We start from the raw sequence: 20,839 nt of genomic DNA, 5'->3' as shown, positions 1-20,839 counted from the left end.
GTGGCAGTGGTACGCGACACATTCGGCACCGAGTGGCAGATCAGCAGACGGTGGTGGCCGTTCCCGGGCGACGCCCTCGACCTGATGTTCGGCTGGCTGGAGATTCTCGTCGGCGCACTGTTTGTGGTGCTGTGGCCGTTCTGGTTGCTCGGCAAGGTCTGTGGTGTGCGCTGGGTGATCACCGTCGAGCGCGACGGGCATCAGGTGGGCCGCGAACTCGTCCGCGGGTGGAGCAGGTCGAAGCGCCGTATGAGCGAGATCGCGCTGGAGATCACCGCGGGCGGCCGCGGCGGTCAGTTCGTGATCTGAGCGGGCGTGTCCCTGCCGAGTGGCGAGCCTCCGGGCGGCTAAGCTCTCGAACAAGTGTTCACAGAAGGGCCGGACGTGCGGGTGATGGGAGTCGACCCCGGGTTGACGCGCTGCGGCCTGTCGGTCATCGAGGGCGGTACGGGTCGGCAGGTCACCGCGCTCGATGTCGACGTCGTCCGCACCCCGTCGGGCGATCCGCTGCACCGGCGGCTGTTGGCGATCAGCGAGGCCGTGGAGTATTGGATGGACACCCACAGACCCGACGTGATCGCGATCGAACGGGTCTTTTCCCAGCAGAACGTCTCCACGGTGATGGGCACCGCGCAGGCCGGCGGAGTGATCGCGCTCGCGGCCGCGCGCCGCGACATCGACGTGCACTTCCACACACCCAGCGAGGTGAAGGCGGCGGTCACCGGCAACGGCAACGCCGACAAGGCGCAGGTGACCGCGATGGTGACCAGAATCCTTGCGCTGCAGGCCAAGCCGACACCCGCCGACGCGGCCGACGCGTTGGCCCTTGCGATCTGCCATTGTTGGCGAGCACCGATGATCGCCCGGATGGCGGCGGCCGAGGCGCTGGCCGCCGAACAACAACGCAAGTACAAGGCCACGCTCAAGGCGAAAGCGAGGGCGGCACGATGATCGCATCCGTTCGCGGTGAGGTTCTCGACATCGCACTCGACCACGTCGTGATCGAGGCGGGCGGGGTCGGTTACAAGGTGATGGCCACCCCGTCGACGCTGGCCACCCTGCGCCGCGGGGCCGAGGCGCGGCTGATCACCGCGATGATCGTGCGCGAAGACTCCCAGACGCTCTACGGCTTCGCCGACGGCGACGCCCGCGACCTGTTCCTCACCCTGCTCGGGGTGTCCGGAATCGGTCCCAGCATCGCGCTGGGCGCGCTGGCGATGTACGACGGGCCGACCTTGCGCCAGGCCATCGGCGACGCCGACATCACCGCGCTGACCCGGATTCCCAAGGTGGGCAAGAAGACCGCCGAGTTGATGGCGTTGAGCCTGCGCGACAAGGTGGGCGCCGTCTCGCCGTCCGGTGCGGCGACCGCGACGGGCCATACGGTGCGTGGCCCGGTGGTGGAAGCGCTCATTGGACTTGGATTCGCGGCCAAACAGGCCGAAGAAGCCACCGACAAGGTGTTGGCCAACGACCCCGAAGCCAATCAGTCGACCGCGTTGCGGGCGGCGTTGTCGATGCTGGGTAACAAATGAGCCGATTCACCGACGACGACGACGCCGACGAGCGCGAGGTCTCGCCCGCGCTGACGGTCGGCGAGGGCGACATCGACGCAAGCCTGCGGCCGCGGTCGCTTCACGAGTTCATCGGGCAACCGCGCGTCCGCGAGCAACTGCAACTGGTCATCGAGGGCGCCAAGAACCGCGGCGGCACACCGGATCACATCCTGCTGTCGGGGCCGCCCGGGTTGGGCAAGACATCGCTGGCCATGATCATCGCGGCCGAACTCGGCTCCTCGCTGCGGGTGACGTCCGGGCCGGCGCTCGAGCGTGCCGGTGATCTCGCCGCGATGCTGTCGAACCTCGTCGAGCACGACGTGCTGTTCATCGACGAGATCCACCGCATCGCCCGGCCTGCCGAAGAGATGCTGTACCTGGCGATGGAGGACTTCCGCGTTGACGTCGTGGTCGGGAAGGGCCCGGGCGCGACGTCGATTCCGCTGGATGTCGCTCCGTTCACGCTCGTGGGGGCGACCACCCGCTCGGGTGCGCTGACGGGGCCGTTGCGTGACCGGTTCGGTTTCACCGCCCACATGGACTTCTACGAGCCCGCCGAACTTGAGCGGGTGTTGGCGCGTTCGGCGGGGATACTCGGTATCGAGTTGGGCGCCGACGCGGGTGCAGAGATCGCGCGCCGGTCGCGGGGCACACCGCGCATCGCCAACCGGCTGCTGCGCCGGGTCCGCGACTACGCCGAGGTCCGCGCCGACGGCGTGATCACCCGCGATATCGCCAAGGCGGCGCTGGAGGTCTACGACGTCGACGAACTCGGCCTCGACCGCCTCGACCGCGCGGTGTTGTCCGCGCTGACACGTAGTTTCGGCGGGGGACCGGTCGGTGTCTCCACGCTGGCGGTCGCGGTCGGCGAGGAGGCGACGACCGTCGAAGAGGTGTGTGAGCCGTTCCTTGTGCGCGCTGGGATGATCGCGCGCACGCCGAGGGGACGGGTGGCCACCGCGCAGGCCTGGACGCACCTCGGCCTGACCCCGCCGAGCGGAGTCACCGGTCTGGGGCAGGTGGGACTTTTCGACTGAGGAGGCGGCAATGGGCAGCGGCACGATCAGGCTGGGCGGGTTGCTCGGCGTGGCCTGCGCTGGTGTGGTGGTACCGGCGTATCTGGTCGGCTCGCCGGAGACGCCGAACGACGCCGACGGGCTGGGCGCCTATTTCGACAGCGCGGCAACGTTTCTCACGCTGAACGGCACGCTTCCGCTACTGCATCTGCTGTTCGGCCTGCTTTTCCTCGCCGTGCTCGTGTCGACGCTCCGGTCGGCCGCCGGGCCGACGGGTGCGGTGTACACCGCGGCGATCGGTGGGACGGTGTTTTTCGCACTGACCGCGGCCGGTCTGGCCGCCGAGGTGGCCGTGCCCGCCGCCATCGTGCGGTTCGACGACCTCACCGTGACGTCGTACTCGCAGCCGTTCCTCGGCCTGGCGGTATGGCTTTATCACTACAGCCATATCGGTTCGGCCGCACTGATATTCGCCACCGCCTACATCGTGTGGCGCACCGGCGTGCTGCCGAAGTGGTCGGCGTTTCTTGCGGTGCTCGGGATCCCACCACTGCTGCACACCTGGATCGGTCTGCCCGGTGCATACAGCGCGGTGGTTTGGATCGCGTTGACCGGTCTGGTGATGTTGGCCGTTCCGCCGGTGGTACGAGTGGAAAGCGTGGTCGCGTAATGGGTTTCGTCGGATTGTTCTTCGCGGGACTGGCCGCCCTCCTGCACATCTACATCTGGGTGATGGAGTCGCTGACATGGACGTCGGCGCGCACCAGAGCGACGTTCGGTCTCACCGAGGAAGAAGCGCTGGCCACCAAAAAGTTGGCCTTCAACCAGGGCTTCTACAACCTCTTTCTGGCCATCATCACGCTCGCTGGAATCGTGATCGGCGGCATCGGCTACAACTGGGTAGGCATCGCGTTGATCTTCGCCGGTGTCGGATCGATGCTGGCGGCGGCGCTGGTGCTGTTGCTGTCGTCACCGGACAAGGCGAAAGCCGCCCTCACCCAGGGCATCTTCCCGCTGATCGCGATCGTGCTGTTGGCGGTGGCCGTCACGCTGTAGCGCGCGTAGCGTCGAACGCACGCTCACCGTCGTCTTACAGCAGCCCCAACAGCTCCAGGTCGGTGGCGTACTTGACGATGACCTCGCGCGTCACATGCGGAATGTCCTTGTCCGGACCGATCTTCGCATCCTGCACCGCCGTGCGGAACCGCTCCGTGGGGGCAATCGAACCCTGGATCGGGGTCTCCGGCCGCTGGTAGTTGTGCAGCAGCGGGAGCAGCGATGCCTGTCGCTGCCGCTCGGGCAACCCGCGCATCGCGGTGTCGAATCGCGGCAGCCACGTGGCGTAGTCACCGACGCGTTCGACCGGATACCCCGCATCGATCAGCCAGTCGACGAACTCGTCGAGCCCGATGCCGTCGTCATAGGGGTTCATGACGTGGTACGTCTCGAAACCCGGTCCGCCGTCGTGGCCGACCTGCGCACCCAGCGTCGAGATGGCCTCGGCGATGAACTCGACGGGAAGCCCGTCGTAGTGCGCACGTTGGCGGTTGCCGTCCTCGTCGACCTCGTAGAACGAGAGCGGCGCGATGCCGGTCGCGACGAGGCTCAGGATCAAGCGCGTGAACATGTCCGGCACGTTGAGCTGACCGGCGTGTGTCGTGTCGGCCAAAATCATGTCGCACCGGAACACCGCGACCGGCAGCTCGCACAGATCGTGGGCCTCGCGCAGCAACACCTCACCGGCCCACTTGCTGTTGCCGTAGCCGTTGGCGTAGCTGTCGTCGAGCCTGCGTACCGGGCTGATCTGCCGGATGTCGCCGTCCTCGGTGAACTGTCCGGACGCGATGCCCGCACCGACGCCGATCGTCGACACATAGACGAACGGCTTGATCCTCGTGGTCAGGGCGATACGGATCAGCTCGGCGGTGCCGACGGCGTTCGGCCCGAACAGCTGGCTGTAGGGCAGCACGTGGTTGACCAATGCGGCCGGATCGACGATCAGGTCCACGGTGTCGGCGAGCCGCTGCCACGTCTGACGATCCAGCCCGAGGTCGGCCTCACCCTTGTCCCCGGCGATGACCTCGAGATGATCGGCGGCCAATCCCCGGTAGTGCCGCAGCAATTCGGGGTCTCCCGAGTCGAACGTCCGGTCCAACCGGTCCCTCGCCGACCGATCGTCCTTCGCACGGACCAGGCAGATCACCGTGCCGCCGACCATGGCCATCCGCTCGAGCCATTCCAGCGCCAGATAGCGGCCCAGGAAGCCGGTCGCGCCTGTCAGCAGCACCGTGCGCACCTCGGTGCTCGGCCCCGGTAGGGCGGGCGCTGCGGCCACGGTGCTGTCGTCGATGAACTTGTCCAACGTCAAGTCACTCGCATGGACCTCGGTGACATCGCGGCCGTGCACCGACGCGAATGTCGGCCTCTTGGAACCCGGTTCACGCGCGGATTCGATGTAGGCGGCGAGCGCGGCCAGGTCGGTGGCCGGGCTGACGATGACGCCGACGGGCACCTCGATGTCGTAGATCTCGTTCAGCAGGTTGCCGAAGGTCAACGCCGACAAGGAATCACCGCCGAGGTCGGTGAAGTGCGCGTCGGGCTGCAGATCGGTCGCGGTGGCGCCGAGCAGGGCACCCGCGGCCCTGCTGATCGTCTCGATGACGGGCCGTTCGGCGCCGTGCTGACGCAGTCCCCGCAATTCGGCGGCCTGGCTGTCAGCGAGTTCGGTGTAGAGCGCTTCGAGTCGATCGCCGTAGTGCTTCTTGAGCGTCGGGCGCGCGAGTTTGCGGATCCCGGTGAGCAGACCGTTCTCGAGCGTGAACGGCGTCGTCTCCACGATGAAGTCGCGGGGGATCTCATAGGACTGCAGCCCGGCGGTCCTGGCGACCTCCTGCAGGGATTCAGTGATCGCGGGCTTCAGGTCAGCACCGCCGTAACGCGCCAGCGCATCCTCGGTCGGCACGATCACCGCCAGCAGATAGGAACGAGCGCTGTTGCCGTACACGAAGATCTGGCGAATCAGCGGGCTGGTACCGAACGCCGCTTCGAGTTTGGCGACCGTGACGAATTCACCCTGGGACAGCTTGAGCACATTGTTGCGCCGGTCGAGGTAGACTAACTGGTCCGGTCCGACCTCGGCGACGATGTCGCCGGTCTTGTAGTAGCCGTCGGCGTCGAACACCGACGCGGTGATCTCCCGACGCTTGTAGTAACCCGGGAACATCGTCTCCGATTTGACCAGCAGTTCGCCGCGCGGATACGGGCGGTCGGTGCGGTAGTAGCCGAGGTCGGGAACGTCGACCAGTCGGTAGTCGATGACGGGCGGGCGGGTGACCTGACCGTCGGCGAATATCGAACCGGCTTCAGTGGATCCGTAACCGTCGGTCAGGTGGAGGTCCAGACGCGATTCGACGAACTCCTTCATCTCCGGCGAGATGGGGGCCGACCCCGTCATCGCGGAAATGAACCGCCCGCCCAGCAGGTGCCGCCGGAACTCGGCCAACACGTCGGTCTCGGCAACCCAGCGATCGACACCGTCCGCCGTGCGGCGGTCGACGTCACTTTGGAATCGCTGGAACATCATGTCCCAGATCCGCGGGACGAAGCTCAGCTGGGTGGGACGCACCAGCGACAGGTCCTCGAGCAGTGTCGACAGATCGCTTTTGGCAACGAAGTACCCGGTACCGCCGGCGCCCAGCGTGGCGTAAAGGACGCCGCGGCCCATCACGTGGCTCATCGGCATGAAGTTCAACGTGATCGACGGAAGCGCCGGGCCGCCACCCCACATGGCCATGCTCGAGCGACGCCAGGAGTTCGCCACCATCTCGCGCAGGTACATCGCGCCTTTGGGTGCGCCCGTGCTGCCCGAGGTGTAGATCAGCAGCGCGAGGTCGTCGGGGGCCAGGTCGGCGGGCCGAGGAACGGGCAGCGCACGGCCGCGAGCGAGGACGTCGGTCAATGTCTCGATGTGCACGCCGGTTCCGTCGAGGCGAGCCGTCGCGGCATCGATCGCCGCGCGGTGGCCGTCGTCCTCGCGGTGGTAGTCGAACACGATCAGGCGTTGTGGGACATGGCCGTCGGCGATCACCTCGACCGCGTCGTCGAGGAAGTCGACACTCGACGCCATGGCGACAGGTTCGGTTTCGGCGACGATGGGCCGCAACTGCGCCACCGCCGCGCTGGTCTGAAGCGGCACCGAGACCGCTCCCAGGTGGATCAGCGCCAAGTCGACGGTCACGTAGTCGACGCTGGTGAAGCCCACGATGGCCACGCGGTCACCGGGCTGGACCGGAGCCTGGTTCAGCGCGGCGGCGACGGCTGCGGCACGCTCGGACAGCTCGCGGTAGGTGATGGTGTCGAAGCGCGGAAGGAGCTGTGCGGAGGTGCGGCCGGTCACCGGGTCGGTGACGAACTCGACGGCGCGCTCACCGAGCGCGGGCCGGTCCGCGTAGCCGTCGAAGATCGTCTGGACCAGTTGGGGGAGAGGCAGACCGGGCTCTTCGATCGCGTTCGCGATCTTCACCAGAGGGCGCGCAGCGGCGAATTGCGGGTCGGTGTCGAACAAATGAGAGATACGGCGCTCGAGTCGCGCCTCACGGGTATCAGTCGTCATAAGAAATCCTTCGGACGAACGTGGACTGCAGGGCGCGCCATTGCGTCCACCAAAAACATCGATAAGCGATATAAAAACTATTCCCGGCGTGGCTGGGAGCTCGCTGTGAAAACCGGCAGCGCTTCCTGTGCGGGTTCGACGTGCCTGGTCAGCGAATCGCCGGTATCGCCCTCTCGGGGGCGGCGCGGCCGGAAAGCACCTCGACCGCTGACAGCGCATCGGGCACGCAGATCAAGAGGTCCCGGGCGGCGCACAACGCCGCCGCCGAGGGTTCGACACCGCCGACCGCATCGGCGAGGTCGAGCAGATGCACCGTCGCCTCCATCAGGGCGGTCTCGGCGACGACTGCCAGCGTCGTGCTGCCGACGACCGGATACGCGATCGTCGTCTCGGCGGACATCGGCGTGTCACGCAGAACCCGGGCACTTTCGACGAACCGCTGGGCGGCCGTGCGCGGGGTCAGCGCCGCAGCCTCCGAAACCGCTTGCTCGGCAACGCTTCCGGCGTCGGTGTTGGCGACACCGTCGGGTTCGTTGAAGCGGCGCAGCATTGTCGCCGCATCTGTGACGGCAGCGGGTCCGTCGACGACTGCTCCCGTGAGACGGTCGAACATCGACGGTTCGGGACAGACGTGGGCGAGCAGCGCGGCCACATTCCAACCCTCACAGCGCGTCGATGTCGACCACTCTTGCGCCGTCAACTGTTCGCACCGTCGTGCCCAGCGCTCCCACGCGTCGGCCAGGACGCGGCGGGCCGAGTCACCGTCGAAGTCACCGTCGAGTCGCATGGCGCCAACCTAGCCAACGACGGGTTACAGATCGCCAGCCTGGGTAATCACGCAGTACAACCAAGGAGGCATCATGACCGATACGCGTGTACACCCCCGCGGTGGCCGTCTGCGGATGCCGCGCAGTCGCGGCGCCACGAGTGGATTCCTGCTGATCCTGCTGGGCGCGTGGGGCGCACTGGCTCCCTTCATCGGGCCCCTGTTCAACTTCGCCTACAGCCCCGACCAGGCCTGGACGTGGACCACCGGCCGAGGCTGGCTGGAGGTACTGCCGGGCGTGGTGACCGTATTGGGCGGCCTGCTCCTGCTGATGTCACGAAACCGTGCGACGGCCTCGCTCGGCGGCTGGCTCGCCGTGGCAGGTGGCGTGTGGTTCATCATCGGCCGCGCTATGGCCGGCCCGCTGGGTATGGGTGACGCGGGTGTACCGGTCGCCGCCACCGAGGGCAAGCGCATCGCGCTGGAGCTGACGTATTTCTACGGTCTGGGCGCGCTGATCGTGTTCCTGGGCGCAGCGGCGCTTGGCCGCATCTCGGTGCGAAGCGTGCGCGACGTGGAGTGGGCGGATCGTCCAGTGGCCGCACACACCGTCGCCGACGAACACGCGCCGGCCACTGCCGCTCCGGTTGCTGCGGCCGACCCCGCTCCGGTCGCCGGTCACACTCCCCACACCGCCGGGCAGCCGGCAATGGCGGAGCAGCGAACCGAGGTCATCGGACCCACGGCCGAGGCCGCACAACAACCGCGTCGCCGCGGCTTGCTCGACAGGTTCCGCTCTCGCGGCCACCGTGGCGGCAAGCTCGCACACCGGTAAGCGTTAGCGGATCGCAAAGCGCCCCACACAGGTTGTGGGGCGTTTCGCGTGCCATGGGCTATGCGGGTGACGTAGATCCCAAATGTCCGCTCAAGCGATGAGTTTCACCGCCTCCCTGTGACGTGCATGACTGCCCGCGGCCTGGCCAGAAGCTAGCCTGACTATGTAATCCGCTCAACGTGCGCCTCCCGGTGATTCCGCGCAACGGCGTTCGATAGTGACTTGAAATCTTGTCAGGAGACCAACCATGTCCGACAGGCCTGGTATCACCGATTCCATTGGCGCGCGCCAGAATTCGGCCACCGCAGTCTGCGAGGCGTTCGGCTTCCCGCAAGAGGACTGGCCGCTGTTCGCGCGGTTGGCCAGCGGTCCGATGACGCCCCACGACGAAGAGGCGCTGTATCAGTACATCGACGTCAAGATCGGCGAGCGTTGCTGGAAGCCGACCGACGACCTGTTGTCCAACCTGATCGACGTCGAGGTCGACGGCACCGAACTGACCGTCGACGACATCTACCGATTCGTCTCCACGTTGATCGGCGTCAGGGTTTTCTAATCCTCCGCGATTTGTGGAGCCGCACCGGCGGTCAGCGCGCGGCTGCTCCACAAATCGCACGGACTGTCAGCCCGTGTAGGCCATGACGTGCTTGATGCGGGTGTACTCGTCGAACCCGTACATCGACAGGTCTTTCCCGTGGCCCGACGACTTGAACCCGCCATGCGGCATCTCGGCCACCAGCGGAATGTGGGTGTTGATCCAGACACAGCCGAAATCAAGGGCAGCCGAAACCCGTAGTGCTCGTGACACATCGCGGGTCCACACTGACGACGCCAACCCGTATTCGGTGCCGTTGGCCCACGCGATCGCCTCGTCCTCGTCGGTGAACGCCTGGACGGTGATGACCGGCCCGAAGATCTCCTGCTGAACCAGCCTGTCGTCCTGCCGAAGCCCGCCGATCACCGTCGGTTCGACGTAGAAGCCCTGGTCGCCCTGCCGTCCTCCACCGACCGCGACGGAGGCATGTGCCGGGACGTCTCCCAGGAACCCCAGCACCCGCTCCATCTGAGTGGAGTTGTTCACAGGCGGCACCCACGCGTCCTCGTCATCGACCGGCTTGCCGTACGTCGTGGTGGCAGCGCGCGCCTGCTCGGCCAGCGCCTCGGTCAGGTCCGAGGCCACCCGGGCCGTCGCGAGCACGCGCGTTGCCGCCGTGCAGTCCTGTCCGGCGTTGAAATAGCCCGCCGTGGCGATGCCTTCGGCCGCCGACGCGATGTCGCTGTCGTCGAACACGATCACCGGCGCCTTGCCGCCCAACTCGAGGTGCGTGCGCTTGAGATGTCCGCCCGCGCTGACCGCCACCGCACGGCCCGCCGCGACGGAACCGGTGATCGACACCATCTGCGGAGTCGGATGTGCCACGACCGCTGCGCCCGTTTCCCGGTCTCCGCAAACGACATTCAGCACTCCGGGCGGAAAATGCCTGGCCGCGATCTCGGCCAGCATCACTGTCGTCACCGGCGTGGTGTCGCTGGGCTTGATGACGACGGTGTTTCCCGCCGCGACCGCGGGCACGAACTTCCAGATCGCCATCATCATCGGGTAGTTCCACGGCGCCACCTGCCCGATGACGCCGACCGGTTCGCGACGGATCCACGAGGTGTGGTTCTCCATGTATTCGCCGGCCGACTTGCCCTCCAGCATCCGCGCGGCACCCGCGAAGAAGCGGATCTGGTCCACCATCGGGGGAATTTCTTCGGCCATCGTGACGTGGTTGGCCTTACCCGTATTGCGTCCCTCTGCCGCGACGAGCGCCTGGGCGCTTCGCTCGACGTCGTCAGCGAAGTAGAGCAGTGCCTTCTGCCGCACCGACGGCGTGGTGCGCTTCCAGTCAGCGAACGCTTTCGACGCGGCCGTGTACGCGTTGTCGATGTCGGCCTCGGTGGAGATCGGCGCGGTGCCGTACCGCTCACCGGTCGATGGATCGACGAGCGCCATGGTGGCGCCGCTGACCGAGTCGACGCTTTCACCGCCGATGAAGTTCTGGACCTTGAAGTCGCTGGCCATTCGATCCTCTCTTCGTCAGGAATGGGAGGCAGCGCAGCGCGTCGCCGACTATCCGCCGAACTCCGCGATACGCCGGGTCTGCTCGACGGTGATCATCGAGCAAGAGCCTAACCAAGACAGCACCGATCCGGTCGATAACTACGGGGGAGTGGGTTGTGATCCGCGGTCATCCGATGCAACGACGACGAAATCCGTTGACCACCGCAGCTCGGGCGTGTCCCGGCGTGCTCGCGACCCAACGATTTCGCGATCTCATTGCGGTGGGCTGGTCGCTGCCGAAGCCCGCAATGGCACACTGGTCACTTATGGGTGCGCGCCCCAACCGCGCTGCGCCGTGACCACATGACCTAACGAAAGACTTTGTCGCCATGGACTTGGTTGTCTTCCTTCCCCTGCTCATCGTGCTGGGCGCATTCATGTTCTTCGCGTCCCGCCGACAGAAGAAAGCCATGCAGGCCACCATCGACCTGCATGAATCTCTTCAGATCGACGACCGTGTGCACACCACGTCCGGTCTGGTCGGGACCATCAAGGGCATCACCGACGATGAGGTGGAGCTCGAGATCGCCCCGGGCGTCGTCACCACCTGGATGAAGCTCGCGGTGCGTGACCGCATCACCGACGATGACGAGTTCGAAGACGACGAGCCCGAGTCGACCGCGACCGAACTCACTGAAAGCCCGAACACCAAGACCGACGGCTGAGTCCGCGGGCGATCTTCACAGCTGAAGCCCGTAGTCTCTGCGGTGCTGACGAACCGATCCCGAGGAGACCTGACAAAACGTGGCATCGTCTTCGACGCCGGTGCACCCTGCCCGCTACCTCTCGCTGTTTCTGGTGTTGCTGGTCGGCGCCTACTGCCTGGTCTTCCTGACCGGAGACAAGAAGCCCGAACCCAAACTCGGCATTGATCTGCAGGGCGGTACCCGCGTCACCCTCACCGCCCGCACGCCCGACGGGTCGCCGCCCACCCGCGACGCGTTGAGCCAGGCGCAGCAGATCATCAACGACCGGGTCAACGGTCTCGGCGTGTCCGGCTCCGAGGTGATCATCGACGGCAACAACCTCGTCATCACGGTGCCGGGCAGCGAGAGCAGCGACGCCCGCAACCTCGGCCAGACGGCACGCCTTTACATCCGCCCCGTCGTGCATGTGATGCCCGCCGAGGTGCCCGGCCAGCAGCCGCCGACGGAGGGACCGGCCGGTATGCCTCCTGGTGGTCCGATTCCGGGGATGCCGGGCGGGATGATGCCGGGGATGCCGGGAACCGAGGCGCCCGCCGGCCAGCAGCCTCCCGCCGGCCAGCAGCCTCCCGCCGGTCAGCAGCCGCCTGCCGAGCCCGCCGCCCCTCCGGCCCCGCAGCCGCGTCCCTATCCCCAGGAACCGCCTGCCCAACCCGCACCGGAGCCGCCTCCGACGCCGGCACCGGGTAGCCCCGCACCGTCACCGGACGCTCCCGAGCCGACGCCGACTACACCCGCGTCACCGGAAAACGTTCCGCTGGCGCAGCGCATCGCCGACGAGAAGCAGTTGCGGCAGAGCACCGATCAGCAGATCCAGATCCTGGCGTTGCAGTTCCAGGCCACGCGCTGCGGCGAGGAGGACGTCCTCGCGGGCAACGACGACCCGAATCTTCCGCTCATCACCTGCTCGGCGGACGGCAACGAGGTGTACCTGCTGGATAAGGCGATCATCAACGGCGAGCAGATCCAGGACGCCACCTCCGGTCTCGACCAGCAGCGCGGTGAGTACGTCGTCGACGTCCAGTTCAAAAGCGATGGCGCGAAGACCTGGGCGGATTTCACCGCCGCCAACGTCGGAACGCAGACCGCGTTCGTGCTCGACACGAAGGTGATGAGCGCACCCGAGATCCGCGAGCCGATCCCGGGCGGGCGCACGCAGATCAGCGGCCAGTTCACCCAGCAGACGGCCCGCGAGTTGGCCAACGTGCTGAAGTACGGATCGCTGCCGTTGTCCTTCGAGTCGTCGGAGGCTGAAACCGTCTCGGCCACACTGGGTCTGTCGTCGCTGCGCGCGGGTTTGATCGCCGGGGCGGTCGGCCTGGCGCTGGTGCTGGCCTATTCGCTGCTCTATTACCGGATGCTGGGCGTGTTGACCGCCCTGTCGCTGGTCGCTTCCGGCGCAATGGTTTACGCGATCCTGGTGCTTCTGGGCAGATGGATCGGTTACACGCTGGACCTGGCCGGTATCGCCGGTCTGATAATCGGTATCGGTATGACGGCCGACTCGTTCGTGGTGTTCTTCGAACGCATCAAAGACGAGATACGCGAAGGGCGTTCATTCCGGTCGGCGGTGCCGCGCGGTTGGGCGAGGGCCCGCAAGACGATCGTGTCCGGCAACGCGGTGACGCTGCTCGCCGCGGCGGTGCTCTACGTCCTCGCCGTCGGACAGGTAAAGGGCTTCGCGTTCACCCTGGGCCTGACCACGATCCTCGACGTGGTCGTGGTCTTCCTGGTGACGTGGCCGCTGGTGTACCTGGCGTCGAAGTCGCCGACACTGGCCAAGCCTTCGTTGAACGGACTCGGTGCGGTGCAACAGATCGCCAGGGAGCGACGAGCGGCCGCGCACGCGACGGGACGGGACTGACATATGGCGCCCAAACAGTCATCGGAAGAACAGCAGAGCAGCGCCGTGGAGGCGCCGAACCTCGAGTCGACCGCGCCTCAGCACGGCTTCTTCGTCCGCCTCTACACCGGCACCGGCGCCTTCGAGGTCATCGGCAAGCGCAAGCTGTGGTACGCGGTCAGCGGTGCGATCGTGCTGGTGTGCCTGCTCAGCATGCTGCTGCGCGGCTTCACCTTCGGCATCGACTTCGAGGGCGGCACCAAGGTGTCGATGCCGACCGCGACCGAATCGGGCACCGTGACCGTCCAGCAGGTCGAGGACGTGTTCAGCAAGACGCTCGGTAAGAGCCCCGAGTCGGTGGTCGTGGTCGGCAGCGGCGGATCGGCCACCGTGCAGATCCGGTCCGAGACGCTGACCAACGAGGAGACCGAGGAGCTGCGCACCGCGCTGTTCGACGCGTTCAAGCCGAGGGGGGCGAACGGAGCGCCCAGCAAGCAGGCCATCAGCGATTCCGCGGTGTCGGAGACGTGGGGCGGCCAGATCACCCAGAAGGCGCTGATCGCGCTGGTGGTGTTCATCGTGCTGGCGACGGTCTACATCATGCTGCGCTATGAGCGCTACATGTCGATCGCCGCGATGGCGACGCTGGTGTTCGACCTTGTGGTGACCGCCGGTGTGTACTCGCTCGTCGGCTTCGAGGTCACCCCGGCCACGGTGATCGGCCTGCTCACGATTCTCGGCTTCTCGCTCTATGACACCGTCATCGTGTTCGACAAGGTCGAGGAGAACACCCACGGCTTCGAGCACACCACGAGACGCACCTTCGCCGAACACGCCAACCTCGCGGTCAACCAGACCTTCATGCGGTCCATCAACACCAGCCTCATTTCCGTGTTGCCGATCGTGGCGCTGATGGTCGTGGCGGTGTGGCTGCTGGGTGTGGGCACGCTGATGGACTTGGCGCTGGTGCAGTTGGTCGGCGTCATCGTCGGCACCTACTCGTCGATCTTCTTCGCGACCCCTCTGCTGGTCACGCTGCGCGAGCGCACCGACCTCGTGCGCAACCACACCCGCCGGGTGATGAACCGCCGCAAGAACGCGACCGCACGCGCTTCCCAAGCCGACGAGGATTCCGACGAACCCGAAACGGTCGGCGCGGCCGCGACGCCGCGCGCCGACGCTGCGACGCGAACCACTCCGCCGCCGGACAAGCCCGCACCGGGGGCACGTCCGGTGCGCCCGACCAGCAGCCGGACCGGACGCCCGTCGGGTAAGCGCGACACGCGGCGGCGGTAAGGGGATGAGCGCCGGTAAGCGGGCGGGCACACAGCCCGCGAGGGCAGTGAACCCGATCCGGCGTTGCGGGGTCCTGGCGGGCGTACTCGTGCTCGCCGCGTCGTTGGCGTCGGCGTGCACGCGCAGCCCCGCCGACAGCATCGACTACGCCGTCGACGGCACGCTGATCACCTACAACACCAACACCGTTGCGGGCGCCGCCTCGGCCGGTCCGCAGGCGTTCGCGCGGGTGCTGACGGGCTTCAACTACCACGGACCCGACGGCCAGATCGTCGGCGATCACGACTTCGGAACCATCTCGGTCGTCGGCAGGCAACCGCTGGTCCTCGACTACGAGGTCAACGCGAACGCGGTGTACTCCGACGGTAAACCGATCACCTGCGACGACGTCGTGTTGGCGTGGGCGTCACAGTCCGGGCGGTTCCCGAACTTCGACGCCGTCAGCCGCGCGGGTTACAGCGATATCGCCACGGTGGACTGCACGCCGGGGCAGAAGAAGGCGCGGGTGTCGTTCGCGCCCGATCGTGGGTTCGTCGACTTCGGACAGCTGTTCTCCGCGACGTCGATGATGCCGTCGCACGTCATCGCCGACCAGTTGGGTCTCGGCGACGGCGGAGTCACGCGGGCCATCCTCGAGAACGACGGCGCCGCGGTGGAGCGCATCGCCGCGGTCTGGAACACCGGTTGGGAACTCAAACCCGATCTCGACCTGAAGCGGTTCCCTTCGTCGGGGCCCTACAAGCTGGAATCGGTGACCGAGGACGGGGCCGTCGTGCTGGTCGCCAACGACAAATGGTGGGGCGCCGAGCCGGTCACCAAGAAGGTCACCGTGTGGCCGCGCGGCGCCGACATCCAGGAGCGCGTCAATCAGGGCGCCTACGACGTCGTCGACATCGCCACCGGATCGTCGGGCACGCTGAACATGCCCGACGACTACGTGCGAACCGATGCCCCGTCGGCCGGCATCCAACAGCTGATCTTCGCGCCGGAGGGGCCCTTGGCTGCCCCGCCGGCCCGCCGCGCGCTGGCCCTCTGCACACCGCGCGACGTGATCGCCCGCAACGCCGAGCAGCCCATCGCCAACTCGCGGCTCAATCCCGCCACCGAGGATGCCTACAGCGGGGCCGAGGCCGGTCCGGAGCCGGGACAGTTCGTCGCCGCCAACCCCGACGCCGCCCGCGCCGCGCTCAACGCGCGCCCCCTGACCGTCCGCATGGGGTATCAGACCCCCAACGCGCGGCTGGCGGCCACCGTCGGCGCCATCGCCAAGTCGTGTGCGCCCGCCGGCATCACCATCGAAGAGGCCGCAGGCGACGCGGTGGGCCCACTGTCGTTGCGCAACAACGAGATCGACGTGCTGATCGCCAGCACGGGTGGTGCCGCCGGCAGCGGGTCGTCCGGCTCGTCGGCGATGGACGCCTACCAGTTCCACACCGGAAACGGCAACAACCTGCCGCGCTACTCCAACCCGCAGGTGGACCGGGTCATCTCGGCGATCGCGATCACCAACGACCCCAAGGAAATGGCCCGGCTGCTCAGCGAGGGCAGCCCGGTGCTGTGGGCCGACATGCCGACGCTGCCGCTGTACCGGCAGCAGCGGACGGTGCTGACATCGAAGAAGATGTTCGCCGTGAGCACCAACCCGACGCGGTGGGGCGCGGGATGGAACATGGACCGTTGGGTGTTGGACCGGTGAGTGGCGGTGGCGAAGACATCTCGTCGCTGATCGCGAGGATGATGCGCGAGGTGCCCGACTTTCCAGAGCCTGGCGTCGCGTTCAAAGACCTCACCCCATTGTTGGCCGACGCGCACGGATTGGCCGCGGTGACCGACGCGTTCGCCGAGGTCGCCCGCGGCGCGGACCTGGTCGCGGGGATCGACGCGCGCGGCTTCCTGCTCGGTGCGGCGGTCGCATTGCGGCTGGGCACGGGCGTGTTGGCGATCCGCAAGGGCGGCAAGCTGCCGCCGCCGGTGTTCAGTGAGACCTATGCGCTCGAATACGGCACGGCCACGCTGGAAATTCCGGCCGACGGGATCGACCTCGGCGGCCGCAGTGTGCTCATCATCGACGATGTGCTGGCCACCGGCGGCACCGCGGCCGCGGCGGTCAAACTGCTGCAGAACGCGGGTGCCTCCGTGCCGGGCGCCGCGGTGCTGCTCGAGTTGACCGCGCTGGGTGGCCGCGGAGCGCTCGAACCGCTGCCGGTCACCTCGCTGTACACCGTCTGAGGGATATCCTCGAAAGCGCGTGTTGTGACGCAGCCGTACCAGACCGATGCGCGCTTTGCGTGAGGACCAGACCGGGAGGTGACCATGGCTGAAGAACCCGGCACGGGCCAGGCCGTGCAGTCAGCGCCGCCCGGCGCCCAGATCCCCGAGACGCAGCCGCTGGAGATGCCGAAGCCCTCCGCGAGCGCGTCGCGCCGCGTGCGAGCCCGGTTGGCGCGCCGGATGACGTCGCAGCGCAGTGCGATCAACCCGGTGCTCGAGCCGCTGGTGGCCGTCCACAAGGAGATCTACCCGAAGGCCAATCTGCAATTGCTGCAGCGGGCCTACGAGGTGGCCGAGCGGCGGCACGCCGATCAGCTTCGCCGCTCGGGTGATCCCTACATCACGCATCCGTTGGCGGTGGCCAACATCTTGGCCGAGCTCGGCATGGACACCACCACGCTGATCGCGGCGCTGCTTCACGACACGGTCGAGGACACGGGATACACCCTGGAAGCGCTGACCGAGGAGTTCGGCACCGAGGTCGGCCATCTGGTCGACGGCGTCACCAAGCTGGACAAGGTCGCGCTGGGCACTGCCGCGGAGGGCGAGACCATCCGCAAAATGATCATCGCGATGGCACGCGATGCTCGCGTGCTGGTGATCAAGGTCGCCGACCGGCTGCACAACATGCGCACGATGCGGTTCCTGCCACCCGAGAAGCAGCAACGCAAGGCGCGCGAGACACTGGAAGTCATTGCGCCGCTTGCGCATCGGCTGGGCATGGCGACGGTCAAGTGGGAACTGGAGGATCTCGCCTTCGCGATCCTGCACCCCAAGAAGTACGAGGAGATCGTGCGACTGGTCGCCGACCGTGCGCCGTCACGCGACACCTACCTGGCCAAGGTGCGCGCCGAGATCACCGCGACGCTGAACGCGTCGAAGATCACCGCGATCGTGGAGGGCCGGCCCAAGCACTACTGGTCGATCTACCAGAAGATGATCGTCAAGGGCCGCGACTTCGACGACATCCACGACCTCGTCGGGGTGCGCATCCTCTGCGACGAGATCCGGGACTGCTACGCGGCTTTGGGTGTGGTCCACTCGCTGTGGCAGCCGATGGCCGGGCGCTTCAAGGACTACATCGCCCAGCCGCGCTACGGCGTGTACCAGTCGTTGCACACCACCGTCGTCGGGCCCGAGGGCAAGCCCCTGGAAGTGCAGATCCGCACCCACGACATGCATAAGACGGCCGAGCTGGGGATCGCCGCGCACTGGCGTTACAAGGAAACCAAGGGCCGCAACGCCGTTCCCAACCAACACTCGTCGGCCGAGATCGACGACATGGCATGGATGCGACAGCTTCTGGACTGGCAGCGGGAGGCCGCCGACCCCGGCGAGTTCCTCGAGTCGCTGCGTTACGACCTTGCGGTGCAGGAGATCTTCGTGTTCACCCCCAAGGGTGATGTCATCACGCTGCCCACCGGGTCGACGCCGGTCGACTTCGCCTACGCGGTGCACACCGAGGTCGGTCACCGCTGTATCGGTGCACGGGTGAACGGCCGCCTCGTCGCATTGGAACGCAAGCTCGAAAACGGCGAAGTGGTCGAGGTTTTCACGTCCAAGGCACTCAACGCCGGGCCGTCGCGCGACTGGCAGACCTTCGTGGTCTCACCGCGCGCGAAGGCGAAGATCCGGCAGTGGTTCGCCAAGGAGCGCCGCGAGGAGGCGCTGGAAGCCGGTAAGGACGCCATCGCCCGCGAGGTTCGGCGGGGCGGACTTCCGTTGCAGCGCTTGATGAACGCCGAGTCGATGGGCGCGCTGGCCCGCGAACTGCGGTACGTCGACGTCTCGGCGCTCTACACCGCGGTCGGTGAGGGCCACGTCTCGGCGCGGCATGTGGTGCAGCGGCTGGTCGCTCAGGTCGGTGGCGACGAGGAGGCCTCCGACGAACTCGCCGAGCGGTCGACGCCTGCGACGATGCCGGTGCGCCAACGCACCAGCGACGACGTCGGGGTGGCCGTGCCGGGTGCTCCCGGTGTGCTGACCAAGCTCGCCAAGTGCTGCACGCCGGTGCCCGGCGACAACATCATGGGTTTCGTCACCCGCGGCGGCGGGGTCAGCGTGCACCGCACCGACTGCACGAACGCCGGGTCGCTGCAGCAGCAGTCGGAGCGGATCATCGACGTGAAGTGGGCGCCGTCGCCGTCGTCGGTGTTCCTGGTCGCCATCCAGGTCGAGGCGCTCGACCGGCACCGGTTGCTGTCGGACGTCACGCGGGTGTTGGCCGACGAGAAGGTGAACATCCTGAGCGCGTCGGTGACGACGTCCAACGACCGGGTGGCCGTCAGTCGGTTCACCTTCGAGATGGGCGACCCCAAGCATCTGGGCCACGTGCTCAACGTGGTGCGCAATGTGGAGGGTGTCTACGACGTCTACCGGGTCACTTCCGCGGCGTGAGCCGCAATTGGGCAGAAGCGGCGTGAGCCGCAATTGGGCAGAAGCGGCGTGAGCCGCAATTGGGCAGAAGCGGCGTGAGCCGGCGCAGTGGCAAATTTCGCTGAAGCGCGTCAATTTTTGCTCGTTCTGGGATACTGCGACGATGCGGCCCGCCGTCGTCGTCCTTCTCGTCTCCCTCGGAGTCGCCGTCGTCGGTTGCGGGTCGACGATCAAGCCCGAAGCAGCTGCGCAGTCCGTCGTCGACCTGGTCTCCGAGCAGACGGGGTTCACACCGACCGACGTGAAGTGCCCCGAGGACGTCGAGGCAGAAGAGGGCGCGAAGTTCGAGTGCACGTTCACTGGACCCGAAGGTGTGGCGTACACCGCGAACATGCGGGTGACCAAGGTCGAGGGCGAGGACGTCGAGTTCTACATCGAGACCGCCCCGGCCGAGTAGTCGCTCAATCCAGTCGGATCGACTCGACGACGACGTCGGCGACGGGCTTGCCGTCCTCGCTGCCGTCGGCCACACCCTCGGCCGCGATCTTGCCCAGTGTCGTCAGACCGGTCTGGTCGATCGTGCCGAACACCGTGTACGTCGGCGGCAGCTGCGAGTCCTCGTAAACGAGGAAGAACTGGCTGCCGTTGGTGCCGACGCCGGCGTTGGCCATCGCCAGCGTCCCGCGCGGATAGCGCACCGGCGATCGCAGCGCCGGATCGCTCAACCGGTACTGGTTGGTCGGGTATTCGTTCGGGAACTGATACCCGGGGCCGCCGATGCCGGTTCCGCTGGGGTCGCCGCACTGCAACACCCCGAGATGCACTGCCGTCGTCAGCCGGTGGCAGGGGGTGTCGTCGAAGAAGCCCTGCTGGGCCAGGTTGGCGAAGTTGTTGACCGTGCAGGGGGCCTTGGCGTTGTCCAACTGCAGGCCGATGTCGCCCTTGCTGGTGGTCATGCTGGCGCTGACCTCGGCGGGGTCCGTGGGTACGCGTCCGGTGCGCGGCGGCTTGGCCGGCTTGCTCGACGGCTCTGCGGTGCGGGGGTACTGGCAGTTCGAGCCGAGCGTCGCGGGCCGATCGAACTTCGGCAGTTCGTCGACCGCCAGACCGCCGGTCGCGGTGTCGTCGGGAACCGCGCCGTCAAACCTCTCGAGTTCACGGCCCAACGCCGCCAGGAAGACGACGCTGATGACGACCACCAGCACCGTCAACACCGACACCAGGTATCCGATGACCAGACCCGCGATGGCCAGCCCGCGACCCTCCTCGCCGGACTTCTTGATCTGCGACAGCGACACGTGGCCGAACACGATGCCCAGCGGCGCGAAGACGAACGCGCACACCAGCGCCGCGACGGCCAGCGTGTTGGTCTGCCTGGGTGGCGGATATCCGAACGAGGACTGCTGCGCGGGATAGCCGTAAGGCGGTGGAGGACCGCCGTAGGGCGGGGGCGCGCCCAC

At 67.1% G+C, this 20,839-nt stretch carries 19 protein-coding genes; 15 read left to right on the top strand and 4 right to left on the bottom strand.

Annotated features, from left to right (window positions below; genetic code table 11):
• From CEX88_RS00550 to CEX88_RS00525, 6 genes are all read left to right on the top strand, one after another.
• Positions 1-309 (top strand): hypothetical protein, encoded by a 309-nt coding sequence (locus CEX88_RS00550; RefSeq protein ID WP_094292035.1) that lies wholly within the window; start codon positions 1-3, stop codon positions 307-309.
• 75 nt (positions 310-384) lie between these two features.
• Entirely contained in the window at positions 385-951 is a 567-nt protein-coding gene (gene ruvC / locus CEX88_RS00545; RefSeq protein WP_064395616.1) for a crossover junction endodeoxyribonuclease RuvC, read from the top strand.
• Positions 948-1,535: a Holliday junction branch migration protein RuvA gene (gene ruvA, locus CEX88_RS00540; RefSeq protein WP_094292034.1), complete on the top strand. Its 588-nt coding sequence runs from the start codon at positions 948-950 to the stop codon at positions 1,533-1,535. The genes ruvC and ruvA overlap by 4 nt, the downstream gene beginning before the upstream one ends.
• Complete coding sequence (gene ruvB, locus CEX88_RS00535; protein WP_094292033.1) at positions 1,532-2,593, top strand: Holliday junction branch migration DNA helicase RuvB; 1,062 nt, start codon at positions 1,532-1,534, stop codon at positions 2,591-2,593. Before ruvA ends, ruvB begins: the two co-directional genes overlap by 4 nt.
• 10 nt (positions 2,594-2,603) lie before the next feature.
• On the top strand, positions 2,604-3,242 hold the full coding sequence (locus CEX88_RS00530; protein ID WP_094292032.1) for a hypothetical protein: 639 nt from the start codon (positions 2,604-2,606) through the stop codon (positions 3,240-3,242).
• The gene (locus CEX88_RS00525) at positions 3,242-3,628 is read left to right on the top strand and encodes a DUF1304 domain-containing protein (RefSeq protein WP_094292031.1); all 387 of its coding nucleotides are present in this window, start codon (positions 3,242-3,244) and stop codon (positions 3,626-3,628) included. The genes CEX88_RS00530 and CEX88_RS00525 overlap by 1 nt, the downstream gene beginning before the upstream one ends.
• Positions 3,629-3,662: 34 nt before the next feature.
• Here the strand turns inward: CEX88_RS00525 and car are convergent, their stop codons facing one another.
• Both car and CEX88_RS00515 read right to left on the bottom strand, forming a co-directional pair.
• The gene (gene car, locus CEX88_RS00520) at positions 3,663-7,184 is read right to left on the bottom strand and encodes a carboxylic acid reductase (RefSeq protein ID WP_094292030.1); all 3,522 of its coding nucleotides are present in this window, start codon (positions 7,182-7,184) and stop codon (positions 3,663-3,665) included.
• 148 nt (positions 7,185-7,332) lie between these two features.
• A complete protein-coding gene (locus CEX88_RS00515; protein WP_094292029.1) occupies positions 7,333-7,971 on the bottom strand; it encodes a maleylpyruvate isomerase N-terminal domain-containing protein in 639 nt (212 codons plus the stop codon).
• A 73-nt stretch (positions 7,972-8,044) separates the two neighbouring features.
• Between CEX88_RS00515 and CEX88_RS00510 the strand changes: the two genes are divergently transcribed.
• Positions 8,045-8,785 (top strand): hypothetical protein, encoded by a 741-nt coding sequence (locus tag CEX88_RS00510; protein ID WP_094292028.1) that lies wholly within the window; start codon positions 8,045-8,047, stop codon positions 8,783-8,785.
• A 247-nt stretch (positions 8,786-9,032) separates the two neighbouring features.
• Complete coding sequence (locus tag CEX88_RS00505; protein WP_094292027.1) at positions 9,033-9,341, top strand: cytochrome P450 family protein; 309 nt, start codon at positions 9,033-9,035, stop codon at positions 9,339-9,341.
• A 66-nt stretch (positions 9,342-9,407) separates the two neighbouring features.
• On the opposite strand, the gene CEX88_RS00500 is transcribed toward CEX88_RS00505, so the two are convergent.
• The gene (locus CEX88_RS00500) at positions 9,408-10,850 is read right to left on the bottom strand and encodes a gamma-aminobutyraldehyde dehydrogenase (protein ID WP_094292026.1); all 1,443 of its coding nucleotides are present in this window, start codon (positions 10,848-10,850) and stop codon (positions 9,408-9,410) included.
• A 368-nt stretch (positions 10,851-11,218) separates the two neighbouring features.
• On the opposite strand from CEX88_RS00500, the gene yajC reads away from it, so the two are divergent.
• The 7 genes from yajC (at position 11,219) to CEX88_RS00465 (ending at position 19,836) form a co-directional block, all read left to right on the top strand.
• A complete protein-coding gene (gene yajC, locus CEX88_RS00495; RefSeq protein ID WP_064415788.1) occupies positions 11,219-11,554 on the top strand; it encodes a preprotein translocase subunit YajC in 336 nt (111 codons plus the stop codon).
• Positions 11,555-11,633: 79 nt separating this feature from the next.
• Entirely contained in the window at positions 11,634-13,457 is a 1,824-nt protein-coding gene (gene secD, locus CEX88_RS00490; RefSeq protein WP_066841355.1) for a protein translocase subunit SecD, read from the top strand.
• Positions 13,458-13,460: 3 nt separating this feature from the next.
• Entirely contained in the window at positions 13,461-14,732 is a 1,272-nt protein-coding gene (gene secF, locus CEX88_RS00485) for a protein translocase subunit SecF (protein ID WP_066841354.1), read from the top strand.
• Positions 14,733-14,736: 4 nt separating this feature from the next.
• Positions 14,737-16,428 carry an ABC transporter substrate-binding protein gene (locus tag CEX88_RS00480; protein WP_094292025.1) on the top strand — a complete coding sequence of 564 codons (1,692 nt, stop codon included), beginning with the start codon at positions 14,737-14,739 and terminating at the stop codon, positions 16,426-16,428.
• Positions 16,395-16,961 carry an adenine phosphoribosyltransferase gene (locus CEX88_RS00475; protein WP_094292272.1) on the top strand — a complete coding sequence of 189 codons (567 nt, stop codon included), beginning with the start codon at positions 16,395-16,397 and terminating at the stop codon, positions 16,959-16,961. Before CEX88_RS00480 ends, CEX88_RS00475 begins: the two co-directional genes overlap by 34 nt.
• An 84-nt stretch (positions 16,962-17,045) precedes the next feature.
• Entirely contained in the window at positions 17,046-19,400 is a 2,355-nt protein-coding gene (locus CEX88_RS00470; protein ID WP_094292271.1) for a RelA/SpoT family protein, read from the top strand.
• A 142-nt stretch (positions 19,401-19,542) separates the two neighbouring features.
• Positions 19,543-19,836: a DUF4333 domain-containing protein gene (locus CEX88_RS00465; RefSeq protein ID WP_066841353.1), complete on the top strand. Its 294-nt coding sequence runs from the start codon at positions 19,543-19,545 to the stop codon at positions 19,834-19,836.
• Positions 19,837-19,840: 4 nt separating this feature from the next.
• Here CEX88_RS00465 and CEX88_RS00460 read toward each other — a convergent pair whose 3' ends face one another.
• Positions 19,841-20,839, bottom strand: coding sequence for a peptidylprolyl isomerase (locus CEX88_RS00460; protein ID WP_094292024.1), 999 nt, complete (start codon positions 20,837-20,839; stop codon positions 19,841-19,843).

It is taken from the genome of Mycobacterium neumannii, assembly GCF_002245615.1.
Taxonomy (GTDB): domain Bacteria; phylum Actinomycetota; class Actinomycetes; order Mycobacteriales; family Mycobacteriaceae; genus Mycobacterium; species Mycobacterium neumannii_A.
Note: the sequence above shows the minus strand (reverse complement) of the source record. Positions and strands in the feature narration are given on the sequence as shown.

Coding starts and splice junctions, on each gene's coding strand:
- ruvA (WP_094292034.1), top strand. CDS start 948: ATGATCGCATCCGTTCGCGGTGAGGTTCTCGACATCGCACTCGACCAC.
- ruvB (WP_094292033.1), top strand. CDS start 1,532: ATGAGCCGATTCACCGACGACGACGACGCCGACGAGCGCGAGGTCTCG.
- CEX88_RS00530 (WP_094292032.1), top strand. CDS start 2,604: ATGGGCAGCGGCACGATCAGGCTGGGCGGGTTGCTCGGCGTGGCCTGC.
- CEX88_RS00525 (WP_094292031.1), top strand. CDS start 3,242: ATGGGTTTCGTCGGATTGTTCTTCGCGGGACTGGCCGCCCTCCTGCAC.
- car (WP_094292030.1), bottom strand. CDS start 7,184: ATGACGACTGATACCCGTGAGGCGCGACTCGAGCGCCGTATCTCTCAT.
- CEX88_RS00515 (WP_094292029.1), bottom strand. CDS start 7,971: ATGCGACTCGACGGTGACTTCGACGGTGACTCGGCCCGCCGCGTCCTG.
- CEX88_RS00510 (WP_094292028.1), top strand. CDS start 8,045: ATGACCGATACGCGTGTACACCCCCGCGGTGGCCGTCTGCGGATGCCG.
- CEX88_RS00505 (WP_094292027.1), top strand. CDS start 9,033: ATGTCCGACAGGCCTGGTATCACCGATTCCATTGGCGCGCGCCAGAAT.
- CEX88_RS00500 (WP_094292026.1), bottom strand. CDS start 10,850: ATGGCCAGCGACTTCAAGGTCCAGAACTTCATCGGCGGTGAAAGCGTC.
- yajC (WP_064415788.1), top strand. CDS start 11,219: ATGGACTTGGTTGTCTTCCTTCCCCTGCTCATCGTGCTGGGCGCATTC.
- secF (WP_066841354.1), top strand. CDS start 13,461: ATGGCGCCCAAACAGTCATCGGAAGAACAGCAGAGCAGCGCCGTGGAG.
- CEX88_RS00480 (WP_094292025.1), top strand. CDS start 14,737: ATGAGCGCCGGTAAGCGGGCGGGCACACAGCCCGCGAGGGCAGTGAAC.
- CEX88_RS00475 (WP_094292272.1), top strand. CDS start 16,395: ATGGAACATGGACCGTTGGGTGTTGGACCGGTGAGTGGCGGTGGCGAA.
- CEX88_RS00470 (WP_094292271.1), top strand. CDS start 17,046: ATGGCTGAAGAACCCGGCACGGGCCAGGCCGTGCAGTCAGCGCCGCCC.
- CEX88_RS00465 (WP_066841353.1), top strand. CDS start 19,543: ATGCGGCCCGCCGTCGTCGTCCTTCTCGTCTCCCTCGGAGTCGCCGTC.